Origin of the sequence: Mycobacterium sp. ITM-2016-00317 (assembly GCF_002968295.1) — a bacterium.
Classification (GTDB): domain Bacteria; phylum Actinomycetota; class Actinomycetes; order Mycobacteriales; family Mycobacteriaceae; genus Mycobacterium.
The window spans coordinates 3,791,296-3,815,609 of sequence record NZ_CP134399.1; the positions used below are offsets into that span (position 1 = coordinate 3,791,296).

Consider the following 24,314-nt stretch of genomic DNA (forward strand, 5'->3'; position numbering starts at 1 on the left):
GCCGCGCCGATGCGGAGACCGCGTACCGAACCTGGGGATGAACTCCGCTCTGGGGACAACGGTGGCTAGCATGCTGACTGATATGAATCGCCGAGCCCCGTTGATCGCAGGTGTGGCGTTCGCGGTGCTCTACGCGACAGCTGTGCTGCTGCTCCCGTCGTTTCCCGGCCCCGATTCCGGGATTGCCCGCGTCCAGGCCCTGCTGTTGGCGTCCGCAGCGCTCGCGTTGGTCGTGGTGCTCGCGTTCGCCCGGGACCGGCTGGCCGGGCCACCGGCGCATCTGTTCGCGATCGGCTCGGCCCTGCTGGCCGCGCAGCTGTGTGTGGCGGCCTGGTTCGCCGCAGGCACCGAGCTGCGTCCCGGTCAGGTCACCGCCGGAACCGAGCGCGCGCTCGACGACATCGCCGCGATGTGGCTGCCCGTCAGCACCGTCGCCAACGTGCTGGTGGCCGTCCCGATCCTGTTGACCGCCAACGAGGGCCGGTTGCCGCGCTGGCTGGGCACGGCCGCGGCGGTGTTCACGGTGGAGCAGCTGATCGAGACGATCACGATCATCGGCCCACCGGGCAGCTTCATCTCCCCCGGCGGTCCGATGAACCAGTACCTGGGCGGGACCCTGACGGCGGCCTTCTTCTTCGCGCTCGGTATCGCGTTGGTGCTGCCCGGCGACCCGCCTGCCGCCCGCGACGACGAACCCGTCCCGGAGTCCGCGCCGGCCGACGAATCGCCGGTGGACTGATGGCCCCGCCCCGGCTGGTGCCACCGTGCACCGCGTCGACCTCCGAGGCGGACGGTCTGCGCGCCGAGGTCCGCCGGTTCCTGGCCGAACTGCGCGCGGCCGGCACGTTCACGCCGACACCGGACGCATGGCTGTGCGCGTGGGACGAGGACTTCACCGCCGCGCTGGCCGAACGCGGATGGCTCGGGATGACGGTGCCGGTCGCCTACGGCGGCCACGGCCGCTCGTTCCTGGAACGGTTCGTCGTGACCGAGGAACTGCTCGCCGCGGGTGCGCCGGTGGCCGCACACTGGATCGCCGACCGGCAGATCGTGCCGTCGCTGCTCAAGTACGGGACCGAGGCCCAGAAGACCGAGTTCCTGCCCAGGATCGCGCGCGGTCAGTGCTTCTTCGGCATCGGGATGAGCGAACCGGACGCCGGCTCCGACCTTGCCGCGGTGCGCACCCGCGCCGACCGGGTCGACGGCGGGTGGCAGCTGACGGGCACGAAGGTGTGGACCTCCGGCGCGCACCTCGCGCACGCGTTCATCGCGCTGGCACGCACCGCACCGCTTGACCCGCAGCACCGCCACGACGGCCTGAGCCAGTTCCTGGTGAACCTGCGCGGTCCCGGGGTGGAGGTGCGCCCGATCGTGTCGATGAACGGCTCCCACCACTTCAACGAGGTGATCCTCGACGGCGCGTTCGTGCCCGACGACATGGTGTTCGGCACCCTCGGCGAGGGCTGGACCCAGGTGACCTCGGAACTGGCCTTCGAACGCAGCGGGCCCGAACGGTTCCTGTCGACCTTCGTGCTGCTCGACGCGTGTGCCGAAACCGCGGCGGCACAACCCGATTCGCGCGATGTGGAGCTGGGGCGGCTGGTCGCCCGGGTCGCCGGACTGCACCAGATGTCCTCGGCGATCGCCGGCGCGCTGGAACGCCACGAGCCCGCGGATGTGGCGGCGGCGGTGGTGAAGGTCCTGGGCACCGCCACCGAGGGCGACGTCGCCGAGTTCGCCCATCTGTCGGTCGGCCCCGATGCGCCGCAGCGTTTTACGGAGATGGCGGACTTGGCCGTCGACCAGCGCCCCGGCTTCACGCTGCGCGGCGGCACCAACGAGATTCTGCGCGGGGTCATCGCGCGCGGACTGGGGATCCGATGACGATGCCGGGGGTCGAGCCTGCGCTGGCCGAGATGATGGACGCGGTGTTCGCCGAGCACGGCGGGGACGACGATCTGTGGGATCGACTGGACGCACTCGGTCTGGTGCGCCTCACCGGCCCCGAAGCAACCGGTGGCAGCGGGGCAGGCTGGTACGAGGCGGCCGAACTGATCTCGGCCGCGGTGCGCCACGGTGTCCGGGCCCCGCTGGCCGAGAACGATCTTCTGGCCGGCTGGTTCCTCGACGCGGCCGGGATACGGCACGACGCCGCGGTGCGCACCGTGTGCCTGCTGGACGCCGACGGAGCCGCCGACGCGGTGCCGTGGGCGTCGCGTGCCGAGCGGATCGTCGCGATCTGGCCGCACGACACCGGCTACCTCGCCGCAGACCTGGCCGCCGCCGCGGCGGCGATCACCCCCGGAACGAACATGATCGGCGAGCCCAGAGATCGGGTGCAGGTGGATGTCGGATCCCTGCCGGGCATCTCCGTCGGCGCCGAACTGGTCACCCGGCTGGCACTGAAATCCGCACTGACCCGGGCGATCCAGGTGTGTGCGGCACTCGACGGTGCGTTGGAGCTGTCGATCGAGCACGCCGCCTCCCGGGTTCAGTTCGGCCGTCCGCTGGCGAAATTCCAAGCGGTGCAACACCTGATCTCCGACATCGCGGCCGAGGCCGCGCTGGCCCGATCGGCCACCGAGGCGGCGCTGTCGGCCGCGGTGGACAGCGACTGGTCCTCCCCCAGACTGGAATTCCTCGTCGCCGCGGCGCGGTCGTGCGCCGGACACGCCGCATCGGTGGTGGTGCGCGACGCACATCAGGTGCTCGGCGCGATCGGCACGACCAGCGAGCACTCGCTGCACCTGTTCACCCGCGCCGCGCTGGCATGGCGGTCGGAGTACGGATCGGTGCGACACTGGGACACCGTGCTCACCGACATGGCCGCCGGGGCGGGGGCACACCGGTTGTGGGACCTGATCTGCCCGTGACGGGTCAGCGCACGATCACCGTGCTGGGTTCTCTTGGCGCCCCGAGCATCTCGCGGTGCGACGGGGGCCGCCGGCCGTCCTGGTCGGTGATGCCGTAGTCGGCGGCCACCTCCGCGGCGATCAGCGTGCGGCCGCTGAGCGAGGCCAGTTCCGGGTCGCGGTACAGCGCATCGATCACATGCCCGGTGAACTCGGGCGTCTCGGCGTGCTCGGCGAAACCCGCCAGCGCGTCGGCATCGCCGCCGAACGCCGACCGCAGCTTCTCGGTCAGCAGGATCCCCATCCACACCGACACCGTCGCGACCCCGGTGTCACGGAAGTCCACCGCCATGTCGGCGGCCATCTTGTCGATCCCGGCCTTCTGCGCCCCATACGCGGGACCGTGCATGTAGCAGACCGATCCGGGCGAGGACGTGAACGCGATCAGCGCGTGCTGCTGCGCGGTCAGCAGCGGCGCGGCGTACCAGGCGGCGATGTAGGCCGAGCGCAGACCGACGTCGAGCACGTCGGCCAGTTCCCGCGGTAGCTGCCAGAAGGGCCGTCGGCCGACCAGATCGTCGGAGATCGCCGCGGCGTTGTTGACCAGCAGGTCCAACCGCCCGGCCTCGGCGCCGACCCGGTCGAAGAGCGCACCGACGGCGTCGTCGTCGCGGTGATCAAGCCGAACCCCGGTGCCCCACGGCTGGTCGTCGCTGACGCCGCGTCCGGTGCCGTAGACCTGCCAGCCACGACCGGCGAGCGCCGTCGCGATACCCAGTCCCGCGCCGCGGCTGGCGCCCGTCACCACAGCTACCGGCGCGATCTCACCCATGCGGCCACCCTAGAGCCACTAGCTTGAGGCGATGACCACCACCACCAACGGGCGCCCGCTTCGCGTCATCCAATGGACCACCGGAAACATCGGACGGCGGTCGCTGCACGCGATCATCGGCCGCGAAGACATGGAACTGGTCGGGGTGTACGCCCACGGCACGGACAAGATCGGGGTGGACGCCGCCGAGCTCGCCGGGTGGCCGGAGCCGACCGGTGTGTCGGCCACCGGCGACATCGAGGAGCTGGTGGCGCTGAAGCCGGACGCGTGCTGCTACAACCCGTTGTGGCCCGACATCGACGAACTGGTCCGGCTGTTGGAGTCCGGTGTCAACGTGTGCTCCAGCGCCGCCTGGATCACCGGCGGCAAGCAGTCACCGGAAGATCTGGAACGCATCCGAAACGCCTGCACAACAGGTAATTCCACGATCTTCGGCAGCGGGGCCCACCCCGGGATGAGCAACCTGGTCGGGATGGTGCTGTCCGGTGCGTGCGAGCGGGTCGACGAGATCCGCATCACCGAGTCGGTCGACTGCTCCACCTATGAGTCGGCGGGCACGCAGACCGCGATGGGCTTCTCCCAGGATCCCGACACCCCGGGCCTGGCCGAGAGCGTGCGCCGCGAGAGCGAGGTCTTCGCCGAGTCCGCCGCGATGATGGCCGACGCGATCGGCGCCACCCTCGACCGGATCACGTTCGACGTCACGTTCACCGCGGCCACCGGGGACAGTGATCTGGGGTTCATGAAGATCCCGGCAGGCACGGTGGCCGGGGTGCACGGCTATCACCGCGGCTGGGTCGGCGACCACAACATCGTCAGCGTCGGATTCAACTGGACCATGGGTGAGCACGTCACTCCGCCCAAACCTCTCGAACACGGCCATGTGGTGCAGGTTTTCGGGCTGCCCAACATGCGCACCGTGCTGCACTGCCTGCCGCCGAAGGACTGGACCGAGCCGGGTTTCATGGGTCTGGGGATGATCTACACGGCGATGCCGGTGACCAACGCAGTGCCCGCGGTGGTGGCCGCTCCGCCGGGGATCGTCACGTTGGCCGACCTTCCGCCGATCACCGGTCGGTCGGCGGTCTGACCTCGCGCGGAGCTCAGGAGACCTGGACGGCCACGCCCACCGCGCCGCCACCCACGTGGATCGACAGCAGGGGACCCATGTCGGCGACGGTGAGCGACGAGATCTGCGGAAGTCGTTGCGTCAGTGCGGCGCCGAGTTCATCGGCGGCGTCGTGATTGTCGACGTGGTGCACGACGACGGCGGCGCTGCGGTCACCCATCACCTCGGCCACCCGGTCCACCATCGCCGCGTGTGCCTTGGTGACCGTGCGGATCCGCTGGTCGAGCACCAACCGGCCGTCGACGTCCAGGCACAGCAGGGGTTTGAGCGCCAGCGCGGTGCCCAGCCAGGATGCGGTGGTGCGGATCCGTCCGCTGCGCCGCAGGTTGTCCAACCGGTGCACGACCAGGAACACGTGCGAACGCGGCAGTGCCGAGCGCGCGGCGGCTTCGACGTCGTCGAGGTCGCCGCCGGCACGTGCACACTCGGCGGCAGCCAGCGCGACGAAGCCGACGCCCATCGCCGCCGACCGCGAGTTCACCACCCGCACCGCCGGGCCGAACGCCCGGGCCGCCGTCGCCGCAGCGCTGTAGGTACCGGACAGCGCGGCCGAAAGATGCACGGCCACAACGCCGTCACCGTTACTGTCGTCGAGGGCTTGGCGATAGGTCTCGACCAGTTCGGCCGGTGTCGCGCCGGCGGTCGTGACCTTCGGCCGGTCGTGGATGTCGTACGGGATGTCGTCGATCCCGTCGCGCAGGTCCACCCCGTCGACCAGCACGTGCAGCGGCACCTCACGGATGTCCCAGCGTGCGCGCTCGTCGGGCTGCAGGCGCGACGACGAGTCGCTGACGATCACTACCGGCATCGACTCTCAGCCACCTGCCGACGGGACGTGGACACCGGCCTCGGCCAGGCCCTTGAGCATCAGCTCGGCGACGGCCTGGTGGGCTTCGAAGTTCCAGTGGATGCCGTCAGGATTGCCGCGCCCGCTGAGCACTTCCTCCCCGACGGCGGCCTTCAGGTCGACCAGCGGCAACCGGTGTTCGGTCGCCCACCCGGTGATCGCGGTGACGGTGCCCGGCCGGCCGTGGTGGGCCATACCGTAGGTCGGGGCGATGTGCACCGACGGCAGCGATGCCACCATCGGGATCCCGGGACGGTTGAAGTCGATTGCCGCCCTTGTCATCTCCAGGTACTCGACGGTCAGGTGCGGGGGCAGGGCGGGCCGCGCGATCGGCGACAGTCGCGGCTGCACCCAGCCGTATCCGTCACGCACCCAGCGCCGCACCCTGGGTGGGCGGACGTAGCGGATCAGCTCGCGCAGTGCGGTCGGCAGTGGCGAGGGCAACGAGTCCATGCCCGAGGTCGCGAAGACGACCGCGCCCGCCTTCGGCAGCGCCGCCCACGACCGTGGGTCCTGGGTCGCCGCCCACCACACGTCGCGGCTGGTCCACCCGATCCGGCCGATCAGCTCCACATCCCAGTCCAGTTGCCCGGCAACGATGTTGGGCCAGATCCGGGGGTCGTCGGAGGGCAGCCCGCCGGTCGGCCCGTAGTAGGACAGCGAGTCACAGAAGACCAGTAGCGTCCTGCGACCGGTCCCGGGCTCAGAGGACATCGTTGGCGACCTGCGCCGAGGCGTTCCACACGTCGAGACGCCACCGGATGGCGGAGAACTCGGCCGGGTCGCCGTCCGGCCGGGTGTGCCCGGCCAGCTGGACCCAGCTGGCGTTACCCATGCCGCCGAGCATCGGCCAGTTCTCCGGCGGCAGCCCGAGCAACTCGGCGGTCAGCGCGGCGATCAGCCCGCCGTGTGCGACGAGTACGACCGGCCGCTCGGAGCCGGCCGTTCCCCATTCGGTCTGCTGGGCCACCAGCTCCTGCACCAGCGGCAGTGAGCGTTCGGCGACATCGATGCGGCTCTCGCCGCCGTGCGGGGCCCAGCGCGCGTCGTCGCGCCAGGCCAGCCTGGCCCCGGGAGCCACCGCGTCGACCTCGAGATGGGTCATCCCCTGCCAGTCGCCGAGATGGGTCTCCCGCAGGCGGGTGTCGATGCTCACCGGCTGGCCGCTGCGCTCGCCCAGGGCGACCGCGGTGTCCAGCGCGCGCCGCAGATCCGAGGACACGATCAGCAGCGGCTGCCGTTTGGCGAGTACCTCGGCCGCGGCGACGGCCTGCTCGCGGCCCAGATCGCTGAGGTCGGTGTCAAGCTGGCCCTGCATGCGGCTGCTCGCGTTGTACTCCGTCTGCCCGTGCCGCAGCATGACCAGGCGGCGAACTCTCATTCACCGTCTCCGGGAGCGTCCTTCTGCACGTCCTCGAGATCCACCGGAATGATCGGGCAGTCGCGCCAGAGGCGGTCGAGCGCATAGAAATTGCGCTCGTCCTCGTGCTGGACATGCACGACGATGTCGATGTAGTCGAGTAGCGTCCAGCGTCCCTCGCGGGTGCCCTCCCGTCGCGCCGGTTTGTAGCCGGCGCGGCGCATCTTCTCCTCGACCTCGTCGACGATCGCATTGACCTGACGGTCGTTGGAACCGGACGCGATGACGAAGCAGTCGGTGATGACGAGTTGACCGGAGACGTCGATCACCACGACGTCCTCGGCGAGTTTGGCCGCCGCCGCTTTCGCGGCGATGGTGGCCATTTCGATGGCTTCAGCTGTGGCGGTCAGGGCAGCTCTCCTTCACCTGCAAGGACGTGAGTCCGATAGAGATTTCGTTTGGCGACGTACTGCACCACGCCGTCGGGCACGAGGTACCAGATCGGCCGAGACTGTTCGGCGCGGCGCCGGCAGTCGGTCGACGAGATGGCCAGGGCGGGCACCTCGATCAGGTTCAGCGCATCGTCGGGCAGTTCGGCCATGGCCGCCGAGATGTGTTTGCCGTCAAGTTCATAACCGGGCCTGCTCACCCCGACGAACCGGGCGATGGAGAACATCTGCTCCCAGTTCTGCCACGACAGGATCGACGCCAGCGCGTCGGCACCGGTGATGAAGTACAGATCCGCATCCGGGTTCTGTGCGCGCAGATCCCGCAGCGTGTCCTTGGTGTAGGTGGGACCTCCGCGGTCGATGTCCACCCGGCTGACGGTGAACCTCGGGTTGGCTGCCGTGGCGATCACCGTCATCAGGTAGCGGTCCTCGGCCGCGGTCACCGGCCGTGCGCGTTTCTGCCAGGGCTGGCCGGTCGGGACGAACACCACCTCGTCGAGGTCGAACCGGTCGGCGACCTCGCTGGCCGCGACGAGGTGGCCGTTGTGGATGGGATCGAACGTCCCGCCCATCACGCCCAGCCTTCTCCGCCGACGGCTGCCTGCTTGCACGAATAGCGAGCTTACGGGAGTGCGTGCTCAGACCGCCGAGAGGCGATGGGAGTGCATCGCCTCGGAGACCTCGAACGCGACGCGGTCGGCGCGGTACACGTCGCGTGCGTACTCGACGCACCGCCCGTCGCTGTCCACCGTATTGCGGGTGAGCAGGGTGCCTGCCGAGCCGGCACGGACGCCCAGCTGCGCGCTGGTGGCGTCGTCGAGGACGATCGATTCCAGCACCGCCGTCGAGCGGGCCAGGTCGATGCCGTAGCGCGCACGCAGCATCGCCCACAGCGATCCGTCGTCGGTGATATCGAGGATGCCGGGGGTGAGGTCGGCGGGCAGATAGGTCGTCTCGATCGCGAACGGGACGCCGTCGACGCTGCGCAACCGGTGGAAGACGTGCACCGCGGCGCCGTCGTCGAGCCCGAGAGCACGGCGCACGGCGGGGCTGGCGATCTGGTGCTCGGCCCACAGCAGTCGGGCGGCGGGACTGCGGCCCATCCGCGCGACCTCTTCGGAGAAGCTGCCGACGTGGAAGCGGACCCGTGGCTCGGCGACGAACGTGCCGCGCGGCGGCTTCCGGTAGACCACGCCCTCGCTCTCCAGCAGGGACAACGCCTGGCGGGCGGTCATCCGGCTGACGCCGTGCTGTTCGGCGAGCTCGCGTTCGGACGGCAGCAGCGTGTGCGGCCCCAGCTGTTCGGTGGCGATCAGGTCGCGGACGTCGGCGGCGATCGACATGTACAGAGGTGTGCCAGAGGGCATCTACGCAGCGTAGCCACGTAAGTCGACTTCGGTCGTCAGCATGTCTGTGTAAACACTTCGTGACTTCGTTGACGCGAAGGGCGCCACACCCGATACTTTGGTTCAACCACATGGTCTATACCAAGCCTCGGGACAATGGAGTAGGGATGTCAGAAGCGTCTTCGGATCGCGATTCCGCCGACCTCGCGCAGTTCGGCTACAAGCAGTCGCTGGAACGCCGGACCGGGAAGTTCGCGTCGTTCGCGGTGGCCTTCGCGTTCGTGTCGATCGCCACCGGCATCTTCACCACCTACGGGTCGGTGCTCAACAGCTCTGGCCCGGTCGGCATCTGGACCTGGCCGATCGCGGTCATCGGGCAACTCGCGGTCGCGTTCGTGCTCGGCGCGCTGGCCTCCCGGATCCCGGTGACCGGCTACCACTACCAATGGATGTCCAGGCTGGCCAACCCGGTGCTGGGCTGGATCATCGGCTGGATCTCGTTCACGTTCCTGGCCGTCGTGGTCTGCGCCGTGGACTACACGATCGCCTCGACGATCCTGCCCGTGCTGCTGAACTACGAGAGCACACCCACGATCGCCTGGGTGATGACCGCGGTGGTGCTGCTGCTGCAGGCCCTGCTCGTCGCGTTCTCCACGCCGTGGGCCGAGCGGGTCAACAACGGCCTGGTGACCCTGGAGCTGATCGGCATGGTCGCGCTGACCGCGCTGCTGCTGGTCGTCGCCGCGGTGCGCGGGGACATGGACTTCTCGAACCTGTTCAGCAAGGGCGCCGTGTCGACCGAGGGATTCTGGAGCTTCGGTGACTGGACGTCGGCCGGGCCGTGGATGATGGGCTTCCTGCTCGGCGCGTTCACCATCGTCGGGTTCGAGTCCGCGGCCAACCTCGCCGAGGAGACCCACGACCCGGAGCGGGTCGTTCCGCGCGCGATGTGGCAGGCCGTCCTGGCCTCCGGCGTGCTCGGCTTCGTGTTCCTGGTCGCGGTGACGCTGGCCGCCGGCGACCCGGTCGCGCTGGCCGAATCCGGTACTCCGATCGCCGATGTCATCGACACGACCCTGGGTTCGGTGGTCGCCACGCTGTTGCTGCTGATGGTGGTGCTGGCCATCTTCGCGTGCGGGCTGGTCATCATGATCACCGGCGTGCGGGTGACCTGGGCGATGTCGCGCGACCGGCGCTTCCCCGGCTGGCAGCAGTGGAATCAGATCTCGCCCCGGTTCCACACCCCGCTCAAGGCCACGGTGCTGTACTTCTGCCTCGCTCAGCTGATCCTGGCGATCTTCGCGCACTCGGAGACGGCGCTGTTCACGCTGTTCGGCGCCGCGACCCTGCTGCCGGCGGTGATGTACGCGTCCACGGTGGTGCTCTACCTCGTCAAGCGCAAGCAACTGCCGAGCAACGGCAAGTTCGACCTCGGAGTCTGGGAGGCGCCCATCCTGGTGGTGGCCGTGGTCTGGCTGGCGTTCGAGCTGGCGCTGTTCCGCGACGCGTCTTTCAAGGAAGCCTGGGCGTACGTCATCGTGATGGTCGCGATCGGGGCCGCCTACCTGGCCTACCTGCTGATCCGCCACGGCAGCAAGAGCCTGTCGATGCCGGACATGCACTCGATCGACGCTGAACTGCGGGAGTGACGGACCAACCGATGCACCACATCCTGGCCATCGATCAGGGCACGTCGGGCACCAAGGCCGTCGTCGTCGACCTCCGGGACGACGCGACGCCCCGCGTGCTGTCCATCGCCGAGGTACCGCTGCGTCCCCAGTATCTGCCCGGCGGCGGCGTCGAACAGGATCCCGAGGCGCTGTTCGACTCCGTCGTCACCGCCGGGCGCCGCGCGCTCGAGCAGGCGGGGGTGCCCGTCGCCGCGGTCGCACTGGCCAACCAGGGCGAGACGGTGCTGGCCTGGGACCGCGCGACCGGCCGGCCCCTGACCCCGGCGATCGTATGGCAGGACAGACGCGCCGAATCCTTGTGCGCCGCACTGTCCGAGCACGCCGAGGAGGTCGCGCGCCGCACCGGGCTGGTGCTCGACCCCTACTTCTCCGCCCCGAAGCTGGCCTGGGTGCGCAAGCACCTGACCCGCGACGGTGTGGTGACCACGACCGACACCTGGCTGCTGCACCGGCTGTGCGGGGCGTTCGTCACCGACGCGTCCACCGCCAGCCGCTCGCTGCTGATGTCGCTGGACGGCGTGAAATGGGACGACGACCTCGTCGCGCTGTTCGGCATGGACGGCGAGGCACTGCCCGAGATCGTCGGCTGCGACGAGATCGTCGGCGCCACCGGCGTGTTCGGCGGCAGTCTGCCCGTCGCCGGGCTGATCGTCGATCAGCAGGCAGCACTGCTGGCCGAGAGCTGCCTGGAGGCCGGGTCGGCGAAATGTACCTACGGCACAGGCGCTTTCCTGCTCGCGCAGCTCGGTCCCGACCCGGTGCGGTCGACGTCGGGGCTGACGACGTCGGTGGCGTGGCGGCTGCGCGACCAGACCCACTACTGCACCGACGGCCAGGTCTACACCGCCGCCTCGGCGATCCGATGGGCCGTGGACCTCGGTCTGGTTCCGGCTGCTGATCAGATCGATTCCGCCGCAGCAGAATCCAGCGACGGCGTGCTGTGCGTTCCGGCGCTGGCCGGCCTTGCCGCGCCGTGGTGGGATTCCGGGGCCACCGCGTCGTTCTCGGGGATGACACTGTCCAGCGGCCGTGGCCAGTTGGTGCGCTCCCTGATCGAGGGTATCGCCGCCCAGGTGACCGCGCTGACCGACCTGGTGGCGGCGGATCTCGGCCGGCCGTTGACGCGGCTGCGGGTGGACGGCGGCCTGACCCGGTCCGCGGCGCTGATGCAGGCCCAGGCCGATCTGGCCCGGATGCCGGTCGACGTGTATCCGTCCCTGCACGCCACCGCGCTCGGTGCGGCGGCGTGCGCGCGGCTCGCGCTGGAACCGGGGACTTCTGTCGCCGATGCGGTGGGAAGCTGGGCCCCGGAGCACACCTACGCACCGCAGTGGTCGGCCGACCGCGCGGCGGACTACCTGCACCGCTGGCGGCAAGCCGCTGATATGGCTGCAGCTCAACACAATTCATTTGAGGAGAACCCATGATGAGCGGCGAAGCCGTCTCCGACGTCGTCGTGGTCGGCGCCGGGATCGTCGGCTCGGCGATCGCGCGGGCGCTGGCGGGAACACGGTTGTCCGTGACGCTGGTGGAGGGGCGCGACGACGTCGGCGACGGCACCAGCAAGGCCAACACCGCGTTGCTGCACACCGGATTCGACGCCACCCCGGGCACCCTGGAGTCCCGCCTGGTCGCCCGCGGCTACCAGCTCCTCGGCGACTACGCCCAGCAGACCGGCATCCCGGTGGAACGCACCGGCGCGATGCTGGTGGCCTGGACCGAGGAGGAGTCCGCCGCCCTCGCCGGCCTGGTGGTCAAGGCCGAACGCAACGGCTACCGCGAGTGCGGTGTGGTCTCGGCCGACGAGGTGTACCGGCGGGTGCCCGATCTCGGGCCGGGCGCACTGGCCGGGCTGACCGTGCCGGGCGAGTCGATCATCTGCACCTGGACCACCAATCTGGCGCTGGCCACCGACGCCGTGGCGCGGGGCGCGCGGCTGCTGCGCGGGGCACGGGTCACCGGCGTCGAGGTCGGCGCCGAGCACACGACGCTACGCACCACCGCCGGTGAGGTCCGCGGCCGGTGGATCGTCAACGCCGCCGGGCTGGGCGCCGACACCCTCGACGCCGAGTTCGGGTATCAGCGCTTCACCGTGGTGCCGCGCCGCGGCGAGCTGCTGGTGTTCGACAAGCTGACCCGGCCGATGGTGCCGCTGATCGTGCTCGCGGTGCCGTCGTCGCGCGGCAAGGGAGTGCTGGTCAGCCCGACCATCTACGGCAACGTGATGGTCGGCCCCACCTCGGAGAACCTGCAGGACCGCACGGCCACCGGCACTTCCGAAAAGGGCTTCGACTTCCTGGTGTCGAAGGGGCGGGCGCTGATGCCGTCGCTGTTCGACGAGGAGGTCACCGCCAGTTACGCAGGGCTGCGCGCCGCGACCGAGCACGACGACTACCTCATCGACCTCGACGCCGCACAGCGCTACGTGCTGGTCGGCGGGATCCGGTCCACCGGGCTGACGTCGGGGATGGCGGTCGCCGAACACGTCGCCGGCCTGCTCGACGACGCCGGGGTCGACGTCACCGAACGTGACGGCCTGCCACCGCCACCGCAGATGCCCAACATCGGGGAGGCCGGGCTGCGCCCCTACCAGGACGGCGAGCGCATCGCCGCCGACCCGGAGTACGGCAGGATCGTCTGCTTCTGCGAGCGGGTCAGCGCCGGGGAGATTCGCGACGCGTTCGACTCCCCCATCCCACCTGCCGATCTCGACGGGCTGCGCCGCCGCACCCGCGTGATGAACGGCCGCTGCCAGGGCTTCTACTGCGGCGCGCACACCGAGGCGCTGCTGCAGGCAGGGGCGGCGCGATGAACCACGTCGCAGTAGCCGTCATCGGCGGCGGGCCGTCGGGTCTGACCGCGGCGGCCACACTGGCACCCTCGGTCGACGGTGAGGTGCTGGTGCTCGAACGCGAGGCGCAGACCGGCGGAATCCCCCGGCACAGCGACCATCTCGGTTACGGCATGCGCGATCTGCACCGGTTCGTCTCCGGGCCCGCCTACGCTCGGCGGCTCACCGAGACGGCCGCGGACGCGGGCGCGGTCCTGGAGACCGAGGCGATGGTCACCGGCTGGGCCGGTGAGCGCACCTTGCAGGTCACCTCGCCGCGCGGGGTGCGCACCGTCACCGCCGATGCGGTGATCCTGGCCACCGGCGCCCGCGAACGGCCCCGGCCCGCCCGGCTGGTGCCCGGCGACCGGCCCGACGGCGTGTACACCACCGGTCAGCTGCAGAACCTGGTGCACGTGCAGCACGCGCCGGTGGGTCGGCGCGCGGTGATCGTCGGCGCCGAGCTGGTCAGCTGGTCGGCGGTGCTGACCCTGCGCGAGGCCGGGTGCACCACCGCGGCGATGGTCAGCTCCTACCCGCGGGCCGAGGCGTACACGGCGTTCCGCTCGGCCGGCCGGTTGCTGCTCGACGGTCCGGTGCTGACCGGCAGCCGGGTGGTCGGCATCCACGGCAAGAACCGTGTCCGCTCGGTCACCGTCGAACACACGGTCACCGGCAGGCGGCACGAGATCGACTGTGACACCGTCGTGTTCACCGGCGACTGGATCCCAGACCACGAACTGGCCCGCACCGCCGGGCTGGACATGGACCGCGGCACCCGCGGCCCCGTGGTGGACCCGTCGCTGCGGACCAGCAGGCCGGGGGTGTTCGCCGTCGGCAACCTGCTGCACCCGGTGGACACCGCGGACGGCGCCGCGCTCGACGGACGTCACGTCGCCACCGCGGTGCAGAGCTGGCTGCGCCGCAACGACGACGCCGCCCCGGTGTCCGCGGCGACCCCGATCCGTGTCGAGGCGCCGTTCCGCTGGGTCGCGCCGCAGTTGGTCACGGCCGACGGCGGCGTGCCCTCGCGGGGTGATCTGCTGCTGTGGACCGACGAATTCCGGCGGCTGCCGAGGCTGCGCGCGATGCAGGACGGCCGACTGCTGGGCAGCAGGCGCACGCCGTGGCCTGCCGCTCCCGGCCGCGTCTACCGGGCGCCGTGGTCCCTGGTGGCCGGCGCGGACCCCAAGGGCGGCCCGGTCACCCTCTCGCTCGCCTGACCGGCGAAATTGCATTCCACGCGGCGCTTCTCGTCGAGAGGCCGCGTGGAATGCAATTTCGGCAGGGGTCAGACGGGAAGCAGCGCGTCGATGACCGAGGCGAGCTGCTTGGCCGAGCGGCACTCGTGCATCGTGATGATGTCCTGATAGCGCGGCACGGCCGAATCGCCGCTGCCCCACAGGTGCTTCGGCTCGGGGTTGAGCCAGTGCGCGTGCCTGCTGGCGTTGACCATGTGGGCGAGCAGATCGGTCTCGGGGTTGCGGTAGTTGTTCCGGCCGTCGCCGAGCACCAGCAGTGAACTGCGCGGCGACAGCACGCTCGGGAACTTGTCGAGGAACGACACGAACGCGTGGCCGTAGTCGGAGTGCCCGTCGCGGGTGTAGACCGCGGCCTCACGGGTGATCCGCTGCACGGCCACGGCCAGATCGGCGTCGGGGCCGAACAACTCGGTGACCTCGTCGGTGGTGTCGATGAACGCGAAGACGCGCACCCGGCTGAACTGCTGGCGCAGCGCGTGCACCAACAGCAGCGTGAAGTGACTGAACCCGGCAACCGACCCGGACACGTCGCACAGCACCACCAGCTCGGGACGGGCAGGATGCGGCTTCTTGAGCACCACGTCGATCGGCACGCCGCCGGTGGACATCGACTTGCGCAGCGTCTTGCGCAGATCGATCTCGCCGGCGCGGGAGCGTCGCCGCCGGGCCGCCAGCCGGGTGGCCAGTTGGCGCGCCAACGGGCCCACCACCCGGCGCATCTGGCGCAACTGCTCCCCCGACGCCCGCAGGAACTCGACGTTCTCCGCCAGCTGCGGGACGCCGTACATCTGCACGTGGTCGCGGCCCAGCTGCTCGGCCGTGCGCCGCTTGGTCTCGGATTCCACCATCTTGCGCAGCTGGCTGATCCGTTGGGCGGCAAGCGCTTTGGCGATCTGCTCCTGGGTCGGGGTGGGCTCCTCGCCATACGGGGCCAGCAGACCGGCCAGCAACCGGCCCTCCAGGTCGTCCAGGTTCATCGCCTTGAGCGCCTGATACGACGAGTACGACGGCCCGCGGCTGGAGTCGTAGCGGCCGTAGGCCTCCACGATCTGGGCGATCATCGCCGCCAGGCGCTCGTCGAGGCTGGTCGGTTCCTCGCCGTCGTTGTTGTTGCGCCAGTCGGTGAGCATGTCGAGAAGGGCCTGGCGCATCGCCTCGATGTCCTCGGGCGGCAGCCCCGACTCACCGTCGGAGTCGTCGTCGAGCACGGTCCTGGCGCCCAGCGCCGCCGGGAAGTACAGGTCGAACAGCGCGTCGTAGGTCTCGCGGTGATCGGGTCTGCGCAGCACCGCGCACGCCAGCCCTTCGCGCAGCACGGCGCGGTCGGCCAGCCCGAGCGCGGCCATCACCTGGCCGGCGTCCACCGTCTCCGACGGACCCACCGAGATGCCCTGCGCGCGCAGCGCTTCCACGAACTCGACCAGATGGCCGGGAATTCCGTGCGGCGCCAGCGGCTGGGGCGGGCGGGTGCGTCGGGGCGGCATCAGTTGAGCCTCAGCTCCCCGGCCGCCTTGATCTGGTCGGACTGGTGTTTGAGCACCACACCCAGCGTCGCCGCGATCACCTCGTCGTCGACGGTGTCCATGCCCAGCGCCAGCAGGGTGCGTCCCCAGTCGATGGTCTCGGCGACCGAGGGCACCTTCTTGAGCGCCATCCCCCGCATCACGCCGATGATCCGGACCAGCTCCTCGGCCAGGCGTTCAGGTAGCTCGGGCACCCGCGACAGCAGGATGCGCCGCTCCAGCTCGGGGTCGGGGAAGTCGATGTGCAGGAACAGACACCGCCGCTTGAGCGCTTCGGAGAGCTCACGGGTCGCGTTCGAGGTCAGCACCACCAGCGGACGCCGCTCGGCGGTGATGGTGCCCAGTTCGGGCACCGTCACCGCGAAGTCGCTGAGCACCTCCAGCAGCAGGCCTTCGATCTCGATGTCGGCCTTGTCGGTCTCGTCGATCAACAGCACCGTGGGTTCGGTGCGCCGGATCGCCGTGAGCAGCGGGCGGGTCAGCAGGAACTCTTCGGAGAACACGTCGTCGCGGGTCTTGTCCCAGGCGCCGTCCGCGCCGGCGGACGCATTGCCGGCCTGGATGCGCAGGATCTGCTTGGCGTGGTTCCACTCGTAGAGCGCGCGGGCCTCGTCGACGCCCTCGTAGCACTGCAGGCGCACCAGTCCGGAGCCGGTGGACTGCGCGATCGCGCGGGCCAGTTCGGTCTTGCCGACGCCGGCGGGCCCCTCCACCAGCAGCGGCTTGCCCAGCCGGTCGGCGAGGAACACCGCGGTGGCGGTGGCGGTGTCGGGCAGGTAGCCGGTTTCGGCCAGCCGCTTGGCGACGTCGTCGATGTCGGCGAACATCGGCACGATCTGTGCGGGAACGGTCACGGGCGCTTCTCTCCTCGGGGCTCAGGCCGGACGGGTGTGGCCGTCGCCCCACACGATCCATTTGGTGGACGTCAGCTCGGGCAGCCCCATCGGTCCCCGCGCGTGCAGTTTCTGGGTGGAGATGCCGATCTCGGCGCCGAAACCGAACTGCTCGCCGTCGGTGAACGACGTCGAGGCGTTCACCATCACCGCAGCGGCGTCCACCCGTTCGCTGAACCGCTGGGCGGCAGCCAGATCCGAGGTGACGATGGCCTCGGTGTGGCCGGTGCCGTACTCGTTGATGTGGTCGATCGCGGCGTCCAGACCGTCGACGACCGCCAGCGCGATGTCCATCGACAGGAACTCGGCGCGCAGGTCGTCCTCGGACGGGTCGGCGTGCACCGTGACGCCCGCCGCGGTCAGCGCGCCGGTCAGCCGCGGCACCGCGACGTCGGCGATCGCCGCGTCGATCAACAGCGACTCGGCCGCGTTGCAGACGCTGGGCCAGGCGCGTCTTCGCGTTCAGCACGATGGTCTCGGCCATGTCGAGGTCGGCCGAGGAGTGAACGTAGACATGGCAGTTGCCGACGCCGGTCTCGATCGTGGGCACCTGCGCATCGCGCACGACCGCGTCGATCAGCCCGGCTCCGCCGCGCGGGATCACCACGTCGACGAGGCCGCGGGCCTGGATCAGATGGGTGACGCTGGCGCGGTCCTCACTGGGCAGCAGCTGCACTGCGTCGACGTCGAGCCCTTCGGTGGCCAGCGCCGCGCGCAGTGCGTTCACCAGCGCGGCGTTGGACTGCGCGGCCGACGAACTTCCGCGCAGCAAAACGGCGTTGCCCGATTTCAGGGTGAGGCCGAATGCGTCGACGGTGACGTTGGGCCTGCCCTCGTAGACGATGCCGACCACACCGAGCGGGACCCGCTGCTGGCGCAGCTGCAGACCGTTGGGCAGGGTGCGGCCGCGCAGCACCTCACCGATCGGATCGGGCAGGCCCGCCACCTGACGCAGGCCGTCGGCGATGCCCTCGACCCGGGTGGGATCCAGCGCCAGCCGGTCGAGCATGGCGGCCGGGGTGCCCGACGCCCGCGCCGTCTCGAGGTCGGCCTCGTTGGCCTCCAGGATCGTGCGGGTGTTCATCAGGACATGGTCGGCGGCCACGCGCAGCGCCCGGTTCTTGGTGTCGGTGCTGAGAGTCGCCAGCGTCCTGGCCGCGCCCCGGGCCCGGCGGGCGGCGTCGTGCACCTGCTGCCGCAGGTCGGGGACAGAGGGGGCCTGCACACTCATCTGGCCAGGGTATCGGACGTGTCTGCGGCTTTCGACACGCGTCGACCCGGTCGGCGGCTAGCTTGGCGCTCATGGTGACGCGGGTCTGTGTGGTGGGCAGTGTCAACGCCGATCTCACGTTCGGCGTCGACGCGCTTCCCGGGGCCGGACAGACCGTCCTGGCGTCGGCGCTGTCGACCACGCCGGGCGGCAAGGGCGGCAATCAGGCGGTCGCGGCGGCGCGTTCCGGCGCGGTGGTGCAGCTCGTCGCCGCGCTGGGCACCGACGCCGCCGCCGGGGATCTGCGGGCGCACCTGAGCGCCAACTCCGTCGGCACCGACGGCGTGACGACGGTGCCCGGTCCGAGCGGCACGGCCGCGATCGTGGTCGACGGCACCGCCGAGAACTTCATCGTGGTCGCGCCCGGAGCCAACGCGCATCTGAGCCTGAGCTCACCGGCCGTGCGGGACGTCGTCGCCGCCGCCGAGGTGGTGCTGGTGTCGCTGGAGATCCCGGTGGACACCGCACTGACCGCGGCCCGGGTCGGGCGCGCAGCCGGGGCGACCGTGATGCTCAACGCGTCGCCGACCCCGGACGACGTCGCCACGCTGGCCGAGGTCGTCGACGTGGTGGTGGTCAACGAGACCGAGGCCGAGGGTTGGTTCGACGGCGAGCGGCCGCGGGTGCCGCACGTGATCGTCACCCGGGGTGGGCGCGGTGCCACCTACTTCGGGCCGGACCGCCTGGACGTGCCTGCGCCGTCCGTCGAGGCGGTGGACACCACCGGCGCCGGCGACGTGTTCGCCGGCGTGCTCGCCGCGCACTGGCCGCGCGGGGTCGACTACGCGCTGCCGCGCGCCTGTGCCGCCGGAGCGTTGGCGACGCTGGTGCACGGTGCCGGGGACTGTGCCCCTTACAGTGAGGCTGTCGAGGACGTCCTGGAGGCGTCCTGACCCGACGGAAGGACCTCGCGATGACCACCGGACCCCGGCCGCCAGAAGGCGACTGGCTCGGCACGCCGTACCTCCACTTCACCCGCGAAGGGGCGTTCGGCGTCTGCAGGCTCGACCGGCCAGAGGCGCGCAACGCGATGACCCCGGCGATGTACTTCGGCATCAAGTACGCGGTCAAGCACGTCGAGCGCGACCCGGACCTGGCCGGGCTGCTGCTGACCGGCACCGGCGACGTGTTTGCTCCGGGCGGCGACATGGGCGGCGGTGGGGCCGACAACTGGATGACGTTCGGCGCGACGCTCGGGATGGACGCATTGCCGTTCGACACGCTGCGCCAGTCGGCCAAGCCGGTGGTGGCCGCGGTGAACGGGCTGTGCCAGGGCGGTGGGATGCAGATCGCGCTGTGCGCCGACATCGCCGTGGTCAGTGACCGGGCCACGTTCCGGGTCCCCGAGCTGTACCGGGGCATCGCCGACACCTACTACAGCCACATGCTGGCCCGGCTGATCGGGCCTGTGCGCACCCGAGACCTGATGTTCACCGGACGCACCCTGACCGCCGAGGAGGCGCACGACTGGGGGCTGGTCGCCCGCGTGGTGCCGCACGACGACCTCGCCGAGGCCGCGCGGGAGGTCCTGGCACAGTGCTGCCGGACCGCGCCGACGGCCAGGACGGTGATCAAGTCCAGTCTGGACAACTACATCGGGCTCTACGACCGCATCGGCATGCAGGCCAGCCTCGGCGCGCCGGAGTCCATCGAGGGCTTCATGGCCTTCAAGGAGCGCCGGTCACCGGAATGGGTGCACCCCGAGCTGCGCGTCGACGGCAGGCTCTAGACAGGTCGGCGCGCGGGGCTACTCGGCGGGGATCGAGCGCTCGATCTCGTCGAGCCAGGTCCGCGCCGACATGTCCGACGGTGCCCGCCAGTCGCCCCGCGGCGACAGCGACCCGCCGTGGGAGACCTTGGGACCGTTCGGCAACGCCGACCGCTTGAACTGTGAGAACGAGTAGAAACGCTGCGCGAAGACCTGCAGCCAGTGCCGGATCTCCTTCAGCGAGTACTCCGGTCGCTTGTCGTCCGGGTAGCCGGGCGGCCAGTCGCCGCTGGACGCGTCGCTCCAGGCGTGCCAGGCCAGGAAGGCCACCTTCGACGGGCGGAACCCGAACCGCAACACCTGGAACAGCGAGAAGTCCTGCAGCACATAGGGACCCACCTTGCCCTCGGTGGACTGGATCTCCTCGTCCTCGCCCGCCGGGACCAGTTCCGGGCTGATCTCGGTATCGAGCACGTCGAACAACACTTCGTTGACCGCGTCGTCGAACTGACCGGACGTCGCCACCCACCGGATGAGGTGCTGGATCAGGGTTTTCGGCACCCCGCCGTTCACGTTGTAATGCGACATCTGGTCGCCGACACCGTATGTCGACCAGCCCAGTGCCAGCTCGGACAGATCACCGGTGCCCAGCACGATCCCGCCGCGCTGATTCGCCAGCCGGAACAGGTAATCGGTGCGCAGACCGGCCTGCACGTTCTCGAACGTGACGTCGTACACCTTCTCGCCGCGGGCGAACGGGTGGTCGATCTCGGTCAGCATCAGCTCGGCGGTCTTGCGGATGTCGATCTCCGAGAACGTGACACCGAGTGCTTCCCCGAGTCGGACCGCGTTGCTCTTGGTGCGGTCGCCGGTCGCGAAGCCGGGCAGCGTGAACGCCAGGATGTCGCTGCGCGGCAGGCCCAGCCGGTCCATCGCGCGGGCGGCCACGATCAGCGCGTGCGTGGAGTCCAGACCACCCGACACCCCGATGACCACCTTCGGCGACCCGATCGCGCGCAACCGCTGTTCCAGGCCCGACACCTGGATGTTGTAAGCCTCGTAGCAGTCCTGTTCCAGCCGAGCCGCATTCGAGGGCACGAACGGGAACCGTTCGATCTTGCGTCGCAATCCGATGTCGCCGGTCGGCGGGTCGAGCCGGAACGGGATGCGCCGGTACCTGTCGGCGGCGATGCCGTGGTGCACGCGGTTGTCGTCGAAGGTGCCCATCCGCGTGCGTTCGGCGCGCAACAGCTCGAGGTCGACGTCGGCCACCGAGCGGCGGACCCCGGCCGGGAAGCGTTCGGACTCGGCCAGGCAGTTGCCGTTCTCCCACACCATCGTCTGGCCGTCCCATGCCAGGTCGGTGGTGGACTCGCCCTCTCCCGCGGCCGCGTACACGTAGGCGGCCAGGCAGCGCGCCGACGCCGAGCGGGCCAGCAGCGCGCGGTCCTCGGCTCGGCCGATGGTGATCGGGCTGCCCGACAGGTTGGCCAGCACCGTCGCCCCGGCCAGCGCGGCCTCGGCGCTCGGTGGGATCGGCACGAACATGTCCTCGCAGATCTCCACGTGCAGCACGAACCCGGGCAGGTCGGTGGCGGCGAACAACAGGTCGGGACCGAACGGGACGTCCTCGTCGCCGATCCGGATGGTTCCGTGCACATCGTCGCCTGCGGCCATCTGACGACTCTCGTAGAACTCCCGGTAGGTCGGCAGGTACGACTTCGGCACGACACCGAGCACCCGGCCCCGGTGGATGACGACGGCGGTGTTGTAGACCCGGTGACCGAAGCGCAGCGGTGCGCCGATCACCAGTACCGGCATCAGCGCGGCCGACCCGGCGGCCACCTCGAGCACCGCCTCGTGCACGGCCTCCAGCAACGCGTCCTGGAGCAGGATGTCCTCGATCGAATAGCCCGACAGCGTCAGCTCGGGATAGACCGCCAGCGCCACGCTGTCGGCGTCACACTCGCGGGCCACCTCCAGCACCTGCTCCGCGTTCGCGACAGGGTCGGCGATGGCCACCGGCTGGGTGCAGGCGGCGACACGGACGAAACCCTGCTGATAGGCCGAGTAGAAATCCATGCCTCATTGTTGCCCGTCACCGTCACGGATATGCATCGCCCCGCCCTGCGGGGCTGATCAGCGCGAATGCCGCGTGCCGGAGCGATCGCCTACATTCGGTGTGGTGGAAGCACCGGAACTCGTCGCACTACTGCAGGGTCGGCGCGTCACGGTGCTCACCGGGGCCGGCATGTCGACCGATTCGGGGATCCCCGACTACCGAGGCCCGGATTCCCCGCCCAGCAACCCGATGACGATCCGCCAGTTCACCTCCGACCCCGAATTCCGGCAGCGCTACTGGGCGCGCAATCACCTCGGGTGGCGGCACATGGATCGGACGCTGCCCAATGCCGGGCACCGGGCGCTGGCCGCGCTCGAACGCGCCGGGGTGGTCACCGGGGTGATCACCCAGAACGTGGACCTGCTGCACTCGAAGGCGGGCAGCCGGCGCGTCATCGATCTGCACGGCTCCTATGCCCGGGTGATCTGCCTGGACTGCGGGTACTCGATGTCGCGCGCTGCGCTGGCCGACCTGCTCGAAGCCGCCAATCCTGGTTTCGCGGCGAAAGCGGCCGCCGTCGGCGGCATCGCGGTGGCCCCGGACGCCGACGCCGTGGTGTCCGATACCGCGTCGTTCACCGTGGTGGACTGCCCCCGGTGTGCGGGCATGCTCAAGCCCGACATCGTGTACTTCGGCGAGAATGTGCCGAAAGAGCGTGTGGAACAGGCATATTCGCTGGTCGATGAGGCCGATGCGCTGCTGGTCGCCGGGTCCTCGCTGACCGTCTATTCCGGCTACCGGTTCGTCCGGCACGCCGCCGCGGCGGGTATGCCGATCGCGATCATCAACAGGGGTCGCACCCGCGGCGACGATCTGGCCGACGTCAAGATCGACAACGGATGCTCGCCGATGCTGGCCCTGCTCGCCGACGAACTGCCGACCGCCGGGGCGGTCCTCACCAGGTGACGGGCATCCTGCGGACGGCATGGATGAAATTGCCTGCCACGTAGGACGGCTCACCGGCCTGCAGGCCCGGGATCTGCGTGAGCAGCTCTCCGAGGATCGCCCGGAGCTGGGCCCGCGCCACATGGGCCCCGAGGCAGAAGTGTCGCCCGCCGCCCCCGAATCCGAGGTGAGGATTGGGGTCGCGGCCCAGATCCAAGCATTCCGGACGATCGAACACGCTCGTGTCCCGGTTGCCGGACGAGTAGAACATGACCACCTTCTCGCCGGCCGAGATGTGCTGCCCGTTCAGCTCGTAATCGCTTGCCGCCGTGCGCCGGAACGTCATCACCGGGCTCGCCCACCGGATGAACTCCTCGACGGCGCCGCCGATCCGCTGCTCGAAGGCCGCCGTCAGCCAGGCCCGTTGGTCGGGGAAGTCGGTGAGCGCCTTCATCGCGTGGCTGGTGGTCTGCCGGGTGGTGTCGTTGCCTGCCACCGCGAGCAGGACGAAGAACGCGGCGATCTCCGAGTCGGTGAGCCTGGCCCCTTCCACCTCGGCGTGCACCAGCGGACTGAACAGGTCGTCACCGGGGTCGGCCCGGCGCTCGGCGGCCAGTCCCAGAGCGACCTGATGCAGGTACATCTGGCTGGTGAACAGCACCTCCAACGGGTTTCGGCCGTCGAGGAACTCCGGGTCCCCCCAGCTCACCATCGCGTCGGCGGCGTCGGCCACCGCGTGGCGCTCGGAATCGGGGATGCCGACCATGTCCGACAGCGTGCGCACCGGCAGTTCCTTGGCGCAGTGGGCGACGAAATCGACCCCGCTTCCGGCCGCCCGCAACTCGGCGACGATATCGCGGGCGTTCGCTTTGATCGAGTCCTCGATCCGGCGCACCTGGCGTGGCGTGAACGCCGCGTGCACGACCTTGCGGATCAGCGTGTGCCGGGGTGGATCCATCGCCAGGAACGACTGAGAGGCCTCCAGCAGCTCCTCGGGGACGTTCTCGAAGAGCACGCCCTTGCCGGACAGGAAAACCTCGCTGTTGCGGCTCACCTCCACGATGTCGGCGTGCCGGGTGACGGCCCAGTAGCCGAGGTCGCTGGGATCGGGCATCAGCGCGTCCTCGACCGGCGGGTGCCAGCTGACCGGACGCGCCGCCCTGAGCTGAGCGAATACCTGTTCCCGCTGGTCTGCGGTGGTGGACCAGAAAGCCCGCGAGGACAGATCTATCGGGTCGTACGTCCGCGCCGGCGGGTCGGCAGGAAGTGTGTTCGGGGTCACAGCCATAGTTTGACGATACGACTAGACATAATG

Annotated in this window: 22 protein-coding genes and 1 pseudogene; 11 read left to right on the forward strand and 12 right to left on the reverse strand. The window is 70.1% G+C overall.

The genetic code is table 11. The features are described 5' to 3' along the window. Positions 1-82 precede the first annotated feature (82 nt). From C6A87_RS18025 to C6A87_RS18035, 3 genes are read left to right on the forward strand one after another with little or no spacing between them, the layout of a single operon-like run. Positions 83-739, forward strand: coding sequence for a hypothetical protein (locus tag C6A87_RS18025; RefSeq protein ID WP_311113538.1), 657 nt, complete (start codon positions 83-85; stop codon positions 737-739). Next, positions 739-1,884, forward strand: coding sequence for an acyl-CoA dehydrogenase family protein (locus C6A87_RS18030; protein ID WP_311113539.1), 1,146 nt, complete (start codon positions 739-741; stop codon positions 1,882-1,884). Before C6A87_RS18025 ends, C6A87_RS18030 begins: the two co-directional genes overlap by 1 nt. Continuing rightward, positions 1,881-2,873: an acyl-CoA dehydrogenase family protein gene (locus C6A87_RS18035; RefSeq protein ID WP_311113540.1), complete on the forward strand. Its 993-nt coding sequence runs from the start codon at positions 1,881-1,883 to the stop codon at positions 2,871-2,873. The genes C6A87_RS18030 and C6A87_RS18035 overlap by 4 nt, the downstream gene beginning before the upstream one ends. A 4-nt stretch (positions 2,874-2,877) precedes the next feature. Here the strand turns inward: C6A87_RS18035 and C6A87_RS18040 are convergent, their stop codons facing one another. Then, positions 2,878-3,684, reverse strand: a complete 807-nt coding sequence (locus C6A87_RS18040) for an SDR family NAD(P)-dependent oxidoreductase (protein WP_311113541.1) — start codon at positions 3,682-3,684, stop codon at positions 2,878-2,880. Positions 3,685-3,715: 31 nt separating this feature from the next. On the opposite strand from C6A87_RS18040, the gene C6A87_RS18045 reads away from it, so the two are divergent. Continuing rightward, on the forward strand, positions 3,716-4,774 hold the full coding sequence (locus C6A87_RS18045; RefSeq protein ID WP_311113542.1) for a dihydrodipicolinate reductase: 1,059 nt from the start codon (positions 3,716-3,718) through the stop codon (positions 4,772-4,774). Positions 4,775-4,787: 13 nt separating this feature from the next. Here C6A87_RS18045 and C6A87_RS18050 read toward each other — a convergent pair whose 3' ends face one another. From C6A87_RS18050 to C6A87_RS18075, 6 genes are all read right to left on the reverse strand, one after another. Then, positions 4,788-5,621 carry a DegV family protein gene (locus C6A87_RS18050; RefSeq protein ID WP_311113543.1) on the reverse strand — a complete coding sequence of 278 codons (834 nt, stop codon included), beginning with the start codon at positions 5,619-5,621 and terminating at the stop codon, positions 4,788-4,790. A gap of 6 nt (positions 5,622-5,627) precedes the next feature. Continuing rightward, a complete protein-coding gene (gene octT, locus C6A87_RS18055) occupies positions 5,628-6,374 on the reverse strand; it encodes a diglucosylglycerate octanoyltransferase (RefSeq protein WP_311113544.1) in 747 nt (248 codons plus the stop codon). Continuing rightward, entirely contained in the window at positions 6,364-7,041 is a 678-nt protein-coding gene (gpgP, locus tag C6A87_RS18060; protein WP_311113545.1) for a glucosyl-3-phosphoglycerate phosphatase, read from the reverse strand. Before gpgP ends, octT begins: the two co-directional genes overlap by 11 nt. Continuing rightward, positions 7,038-7,430, reverse strand: coding sequence for a ribosome silencing factor (gene rsfS / locus C6A87_RS18065; protein WP_311117981.1), 393 nt, complete (start codon positions 7,428-7,430; stop codon positions 7,038-7,040). Before rsfS ends, gpgP begins: the two co-directional genes overlap by 4 nt. After that, positions 7,427-8,041 carry a nicotinate-nucleotide adenylyltransferase gene (gene nadD / locus C6A87_RS18070; protein ID WP_396836895.1) on the reverse strand — a complete coding sequence of 205 codons (615 nt, stop codon included), beginning with the start codon at positions 8,039-8,041 and terminating at the stop codon, positions 7,427-7,429. Before nadD ends, rsfS begins: the two co-directional genes overlap by 4 nt. Before the next feature lie 66 nt (positions 8,042-8,107). Further along, on the reverse strand, positions 8,108-8,836 hold the full coding sequence (locus C6A87_RS18075) for a GntR family transcriptional regulator (RefSeq protein ID WP_311113547.1): 729 nt from the start codon (positions 8,834-8,836) through the stop codon (positions 8,108-8,110). A 146-nt stretch (positions 8,837-8,982) separates the two neighbouring features. Between C6A87_RS18075 and C6A87_RS18080 the strand changes: the two genes are divergently transcribed. Genes C6A87_RS18080 through C6A87_RS18095 form a run of 4 tightly spaced genes read left to right on the forward strand, consistent with a single transcriptional unit; the run spans position 8,983 to position 14,559 of the window. After that, the gene (locus tag C6A87_RS18080) at positions 8,983-10,464 is read left to right on the forward strand and encodes an amino acid permease (RefSeq protein WP_311113548.1); all 1,482 of its coding nucleotides are present in this window, start codon (positions 8,983-8,985) and stop codon (positions 10,462-10,464) included. Between the two features lie 11 nt (positions 10,465-10,475). Continuing rightward, complete coding sequence (locus C6A87_RS18085) at positions 10,476-11,933, forward strand: FGGY family carbohydrate kinase (RefSeq protein WP_311117982.1); 1,458 nt, start codon at positions 10,476-10,478, stop codon at positions 11,931-11,933. Beyond that, a complete protein-coding gene (locus C6A87_RS18090) occupies positions 11,933-13,318 on the forward strand; it encodes an FAD-dependent oxidoreductase (protein ID WP_311117983.1) in 1,386 nt (461 codons plus the stop codon). Before C6A87_RS18085 ends, C6A87_RS18090 begins: the two co-directional genes overlap by 1 nt. Beyond that, the gene (locus tag C6A87_RS18095) at positions 13,315-14,559 is read left to right on the forward strand and encodes an FAD-dependent oxidoreductase (RefSeq protein ID WP_311113549.1); all 1,245 of its coding nucleotides are present in this window, start codon (positions 13,315-13,317) and stop codon (positions 14,557-14,559) included. Before C6A87_RS18090 ends, C6A87_RS18095 begins: the two co-directional genes overlap by 4 nt. Before the next feature lie 68 nt (positions 14,560-14,627). On the opposite strand, the gene C6A87_RS18100 is transcribed toward C6A87_RS18095, so the two are convergent. From C6A87_RS18100 to C6A87_RS18110, 3 genes and pseudogenes are all read right to left on the reverse strand, one after another. Beyond that, entirely contained in the window at positions 14,628-16,082 is a 1,455-nt protein-coding gene (locus tag C6A87_RS18100) for a VWA domain-containing protein (protein WP_311113550.1), read from the reverse strand. Further along, the gene (locus C6A87_RS18105; RefSeq protein ID WP_311113551.1) at positions 16,082-16,975 is read right to left on the reverse strand and encodes a MoxR family ATPase; all 894 of its coding nucleotides are present in this window, start codon (positions 16,973-16,975) and stop codon (positions 16,082-16,084) included. Before C6A87_RS18105 ends, C6A87_RS18100 begins: the two co-directional genes overlap by 1 nt. Before the next feature lie 21 nt (positions 16,976-16,996). Beyond that, positions 16,997-18,245: pseudogene (locus tag C6A87_RS18110) on the reverse strand (glutamate-5-semialdehyde dehydrogenase). A gap of 71 nt (positions 18,246-18,316) precedes the next feature. Here C6A87_RS18110 and C6A87_RS18115 point away from each other — a divergent pair. Continuing rightward, positions 18,317-19,177, forward strand: coding sequence for a ribokinase (locus C6A87_RS18115; protein WP_311113552.1), 861 nt, complete (start codon positions 18,317-18,319; stop codon positions 19,175-19,177). Positions 19,178-19,197: 20 nt separating this feature from the next. After that, on the forward strand, positions 19,198-20,013 hold the full coding sequence (locus C6A87_RS18120; RefSeq protein WP_311113553.1) for an enoyl-CoA hydratase/isomerase family protein: 816 nt from the start codon (positions 19,198-19,200) through the stop codon (positions 20,011-20,013). Positions 20,014-20,031: 18 nt separating this feature from the next. Here the strand turns inward: C6A87_RS18120 and C6A87_RS18125 are convergent, their stop codons facing one another. Beyond that, positions 20,032-22,074 (reverse strand): NAD(+) synthase, encoded by a 2,043-nt coding sequence (locus C6A87_RS18125; RefSeq protein ID WP_311113554.1) that lies wholly within the window; start codon positions 22,072-22,074, stop codon positions 20,032-20,034. A 103-nt stretch (positions 22,075-22,177) separates the two neighbouring features. On the opposite strand from C6A87_RS18125, the gene C6A87_RS18130 reads away from it, so the two are divergent. Then, complete coding sequence (locus C6A87_RS18130; RefSeq protein WP_311113555.1) at positions 22,178-23,020, forward strand: NAD-dependent protein deacetylase; 843 nt, start codon at positions 22,178-22,180, stop codon at positions 23,018-23,020. Here the strand turns inward: C6A87_RS18130 and C6A87_RS18135 are convergent. Further along, complete coding sequence (locus C6A87_RS18135) at positions 23,010-24,287, reverse strand: cytochrome P450 (protein WP_311113556.1); 1,278 nt, start codon at positions 24,285-24,287, stop codon at positions 23,010-23,012. The two genes, C6A87_RS18130 and C6A87_RS18135, sit on opposite strands and share 11 nt — an antisense overlap. Positions 24,288-24,314: the final 27 nt, after the last annotated feature.

Excerpts from the sequence above, each read along its gene's own strand:
- C6A87_RS18025 (WP_311113538.1), top strand. The coding sequence starts at position 83 with ATGAATCGCCGAGCCCCGTTGATCGCAGGTGTGGCGTTCGCGGTGCTC.
- C6A87_RS18030 (WP_311113539.1), top strand. The coding sequence starts at position 739 with ATGGCCCCGCCCCGGCTGGTGCCACCGTGCACCGCGTCGACCTCCGAG.
- C6A87_RS18035 (WP_311113540.1), top strand. The coding sequence starts at position 1,881 with ATGACGATGCCGGGGGTCGAGCCTGCGCTGGCCGAGATGATGGACGCG.
- C6A87_RS18040 (WP_311113541.1), bottom strand. The coding sequence starts at position 3,684 with ATGGGTGAGATCGCGCCGGTAGCTGTGGTGACGGGCGCCAGCCGCGGC.
- C6A87_RS18045 (WP_311113542.1), top strand. The coding sequence starts at position 3,716 with ATGACCACCACCACCAACGGGCGCCCGCTTCGCGTCATCCAATGGACC.
- C6A87_RS18050 (WP_311113543.1), bottom strand. The coding sequence starts at position 5,621 with ATGCCGGTAGTGATCGTCAGCGACTCGTCGTCGCGCCTGCAGCCCGAC.
- octT (WP_311113544.1), bottom strand. The coding sequence starts at position 6,374 with ATGTCCTCTGAGCCCGGGACCGGTCGCAGGACGCTACTGGTCTTCTGT.
- gpgP (WP_311113545.1), bottom strand. The coding sequence starts at position 7,041 with ATGAGAGTTCGCCGCCTGGTCATGCTGCGGCACGGGCAGACGGAGTAC.
- nadD (WP_396836895.1), bottom strand. The coding sequence starts at position 8,041 with ATGGGCGGGACGTTCGATCCCATCCACAACGGCCACCTCGTCGCGGCC.
- C6A87_RS18075 (WP_311113547.1), bottom strand. The coding sequence starts at position 8,836 with ATGCCCTCTGGCACACCTCTGTACATGTCGATCGCCGCCGACGTCCGC.
- C6A87_RS18080 (WP_311113548.1), top strand. The coding sequence starts at position 8,983 with ATGTCAGAAGCGTCTTCGGATCGCGATTCCGCCGACCTCGCGCAGTTC.
- C6A87_RS18085 (WP_311117982.1), top strand. The coding sequence starts at position 10,476 with ATGCACCACATCCTGGCCATCGATCAGGGCACGTCGGGCACCAAGGCC.
- C6A87_RS18090 (WP_311117983.1), top strand. The coding sequence starts at position 11,933 with ATGAGCGGCGAAGCCGTCTCCGACGTCGTCGTGGTCGGCGCCGGGATC.
- C6A87_RS18095 (WP_311113549.1), top strand. The coding sequence starts at position 13,315 with ATGAACCACGTCGCAGTAGCCGTCATCGGCGGCGGGCCGTCGGGTCTG.
- C6A87_RS18100 (WP_311113550.1), bottom strand. The coding sequence starts at position 16,082 with ATGCCGCCCCGACGCACCCGCCCGCCCCAGCCGCTGGCGCCGCACGGA.
- C6A87_RS18115 (WP_311113552.1), top strand. The coding sequence starts at position 18,317 with ATGGTGACGCGGGTCTGTGTGGTGGGCAGTGTCAACGCCGATCTCACG.
- C6A87_RS18120 (WP_311113553.1), top strand. The coding sequence starts at position 19,198 with ATGACCACCGGACCCCGGCCGCCAGAAGGCGACTGGCTCGGCACGCCG.
- C6A87_RS18125 (WP_311113554.1), bottom strand. The coding sequence starts at position 22,074 with ATGGATTTCTACTCGGCCTATCAGCAGGGTTTCGTCCGTGTCGCCGCC.
- C6A87_RS18135 (WP_311113556.1), bottom strand. The coding sequence starts at position 24,287 with ATGGCTGTGACCCCGAACACACTTCCTGCCGACCCGCCGGCGCGGACG.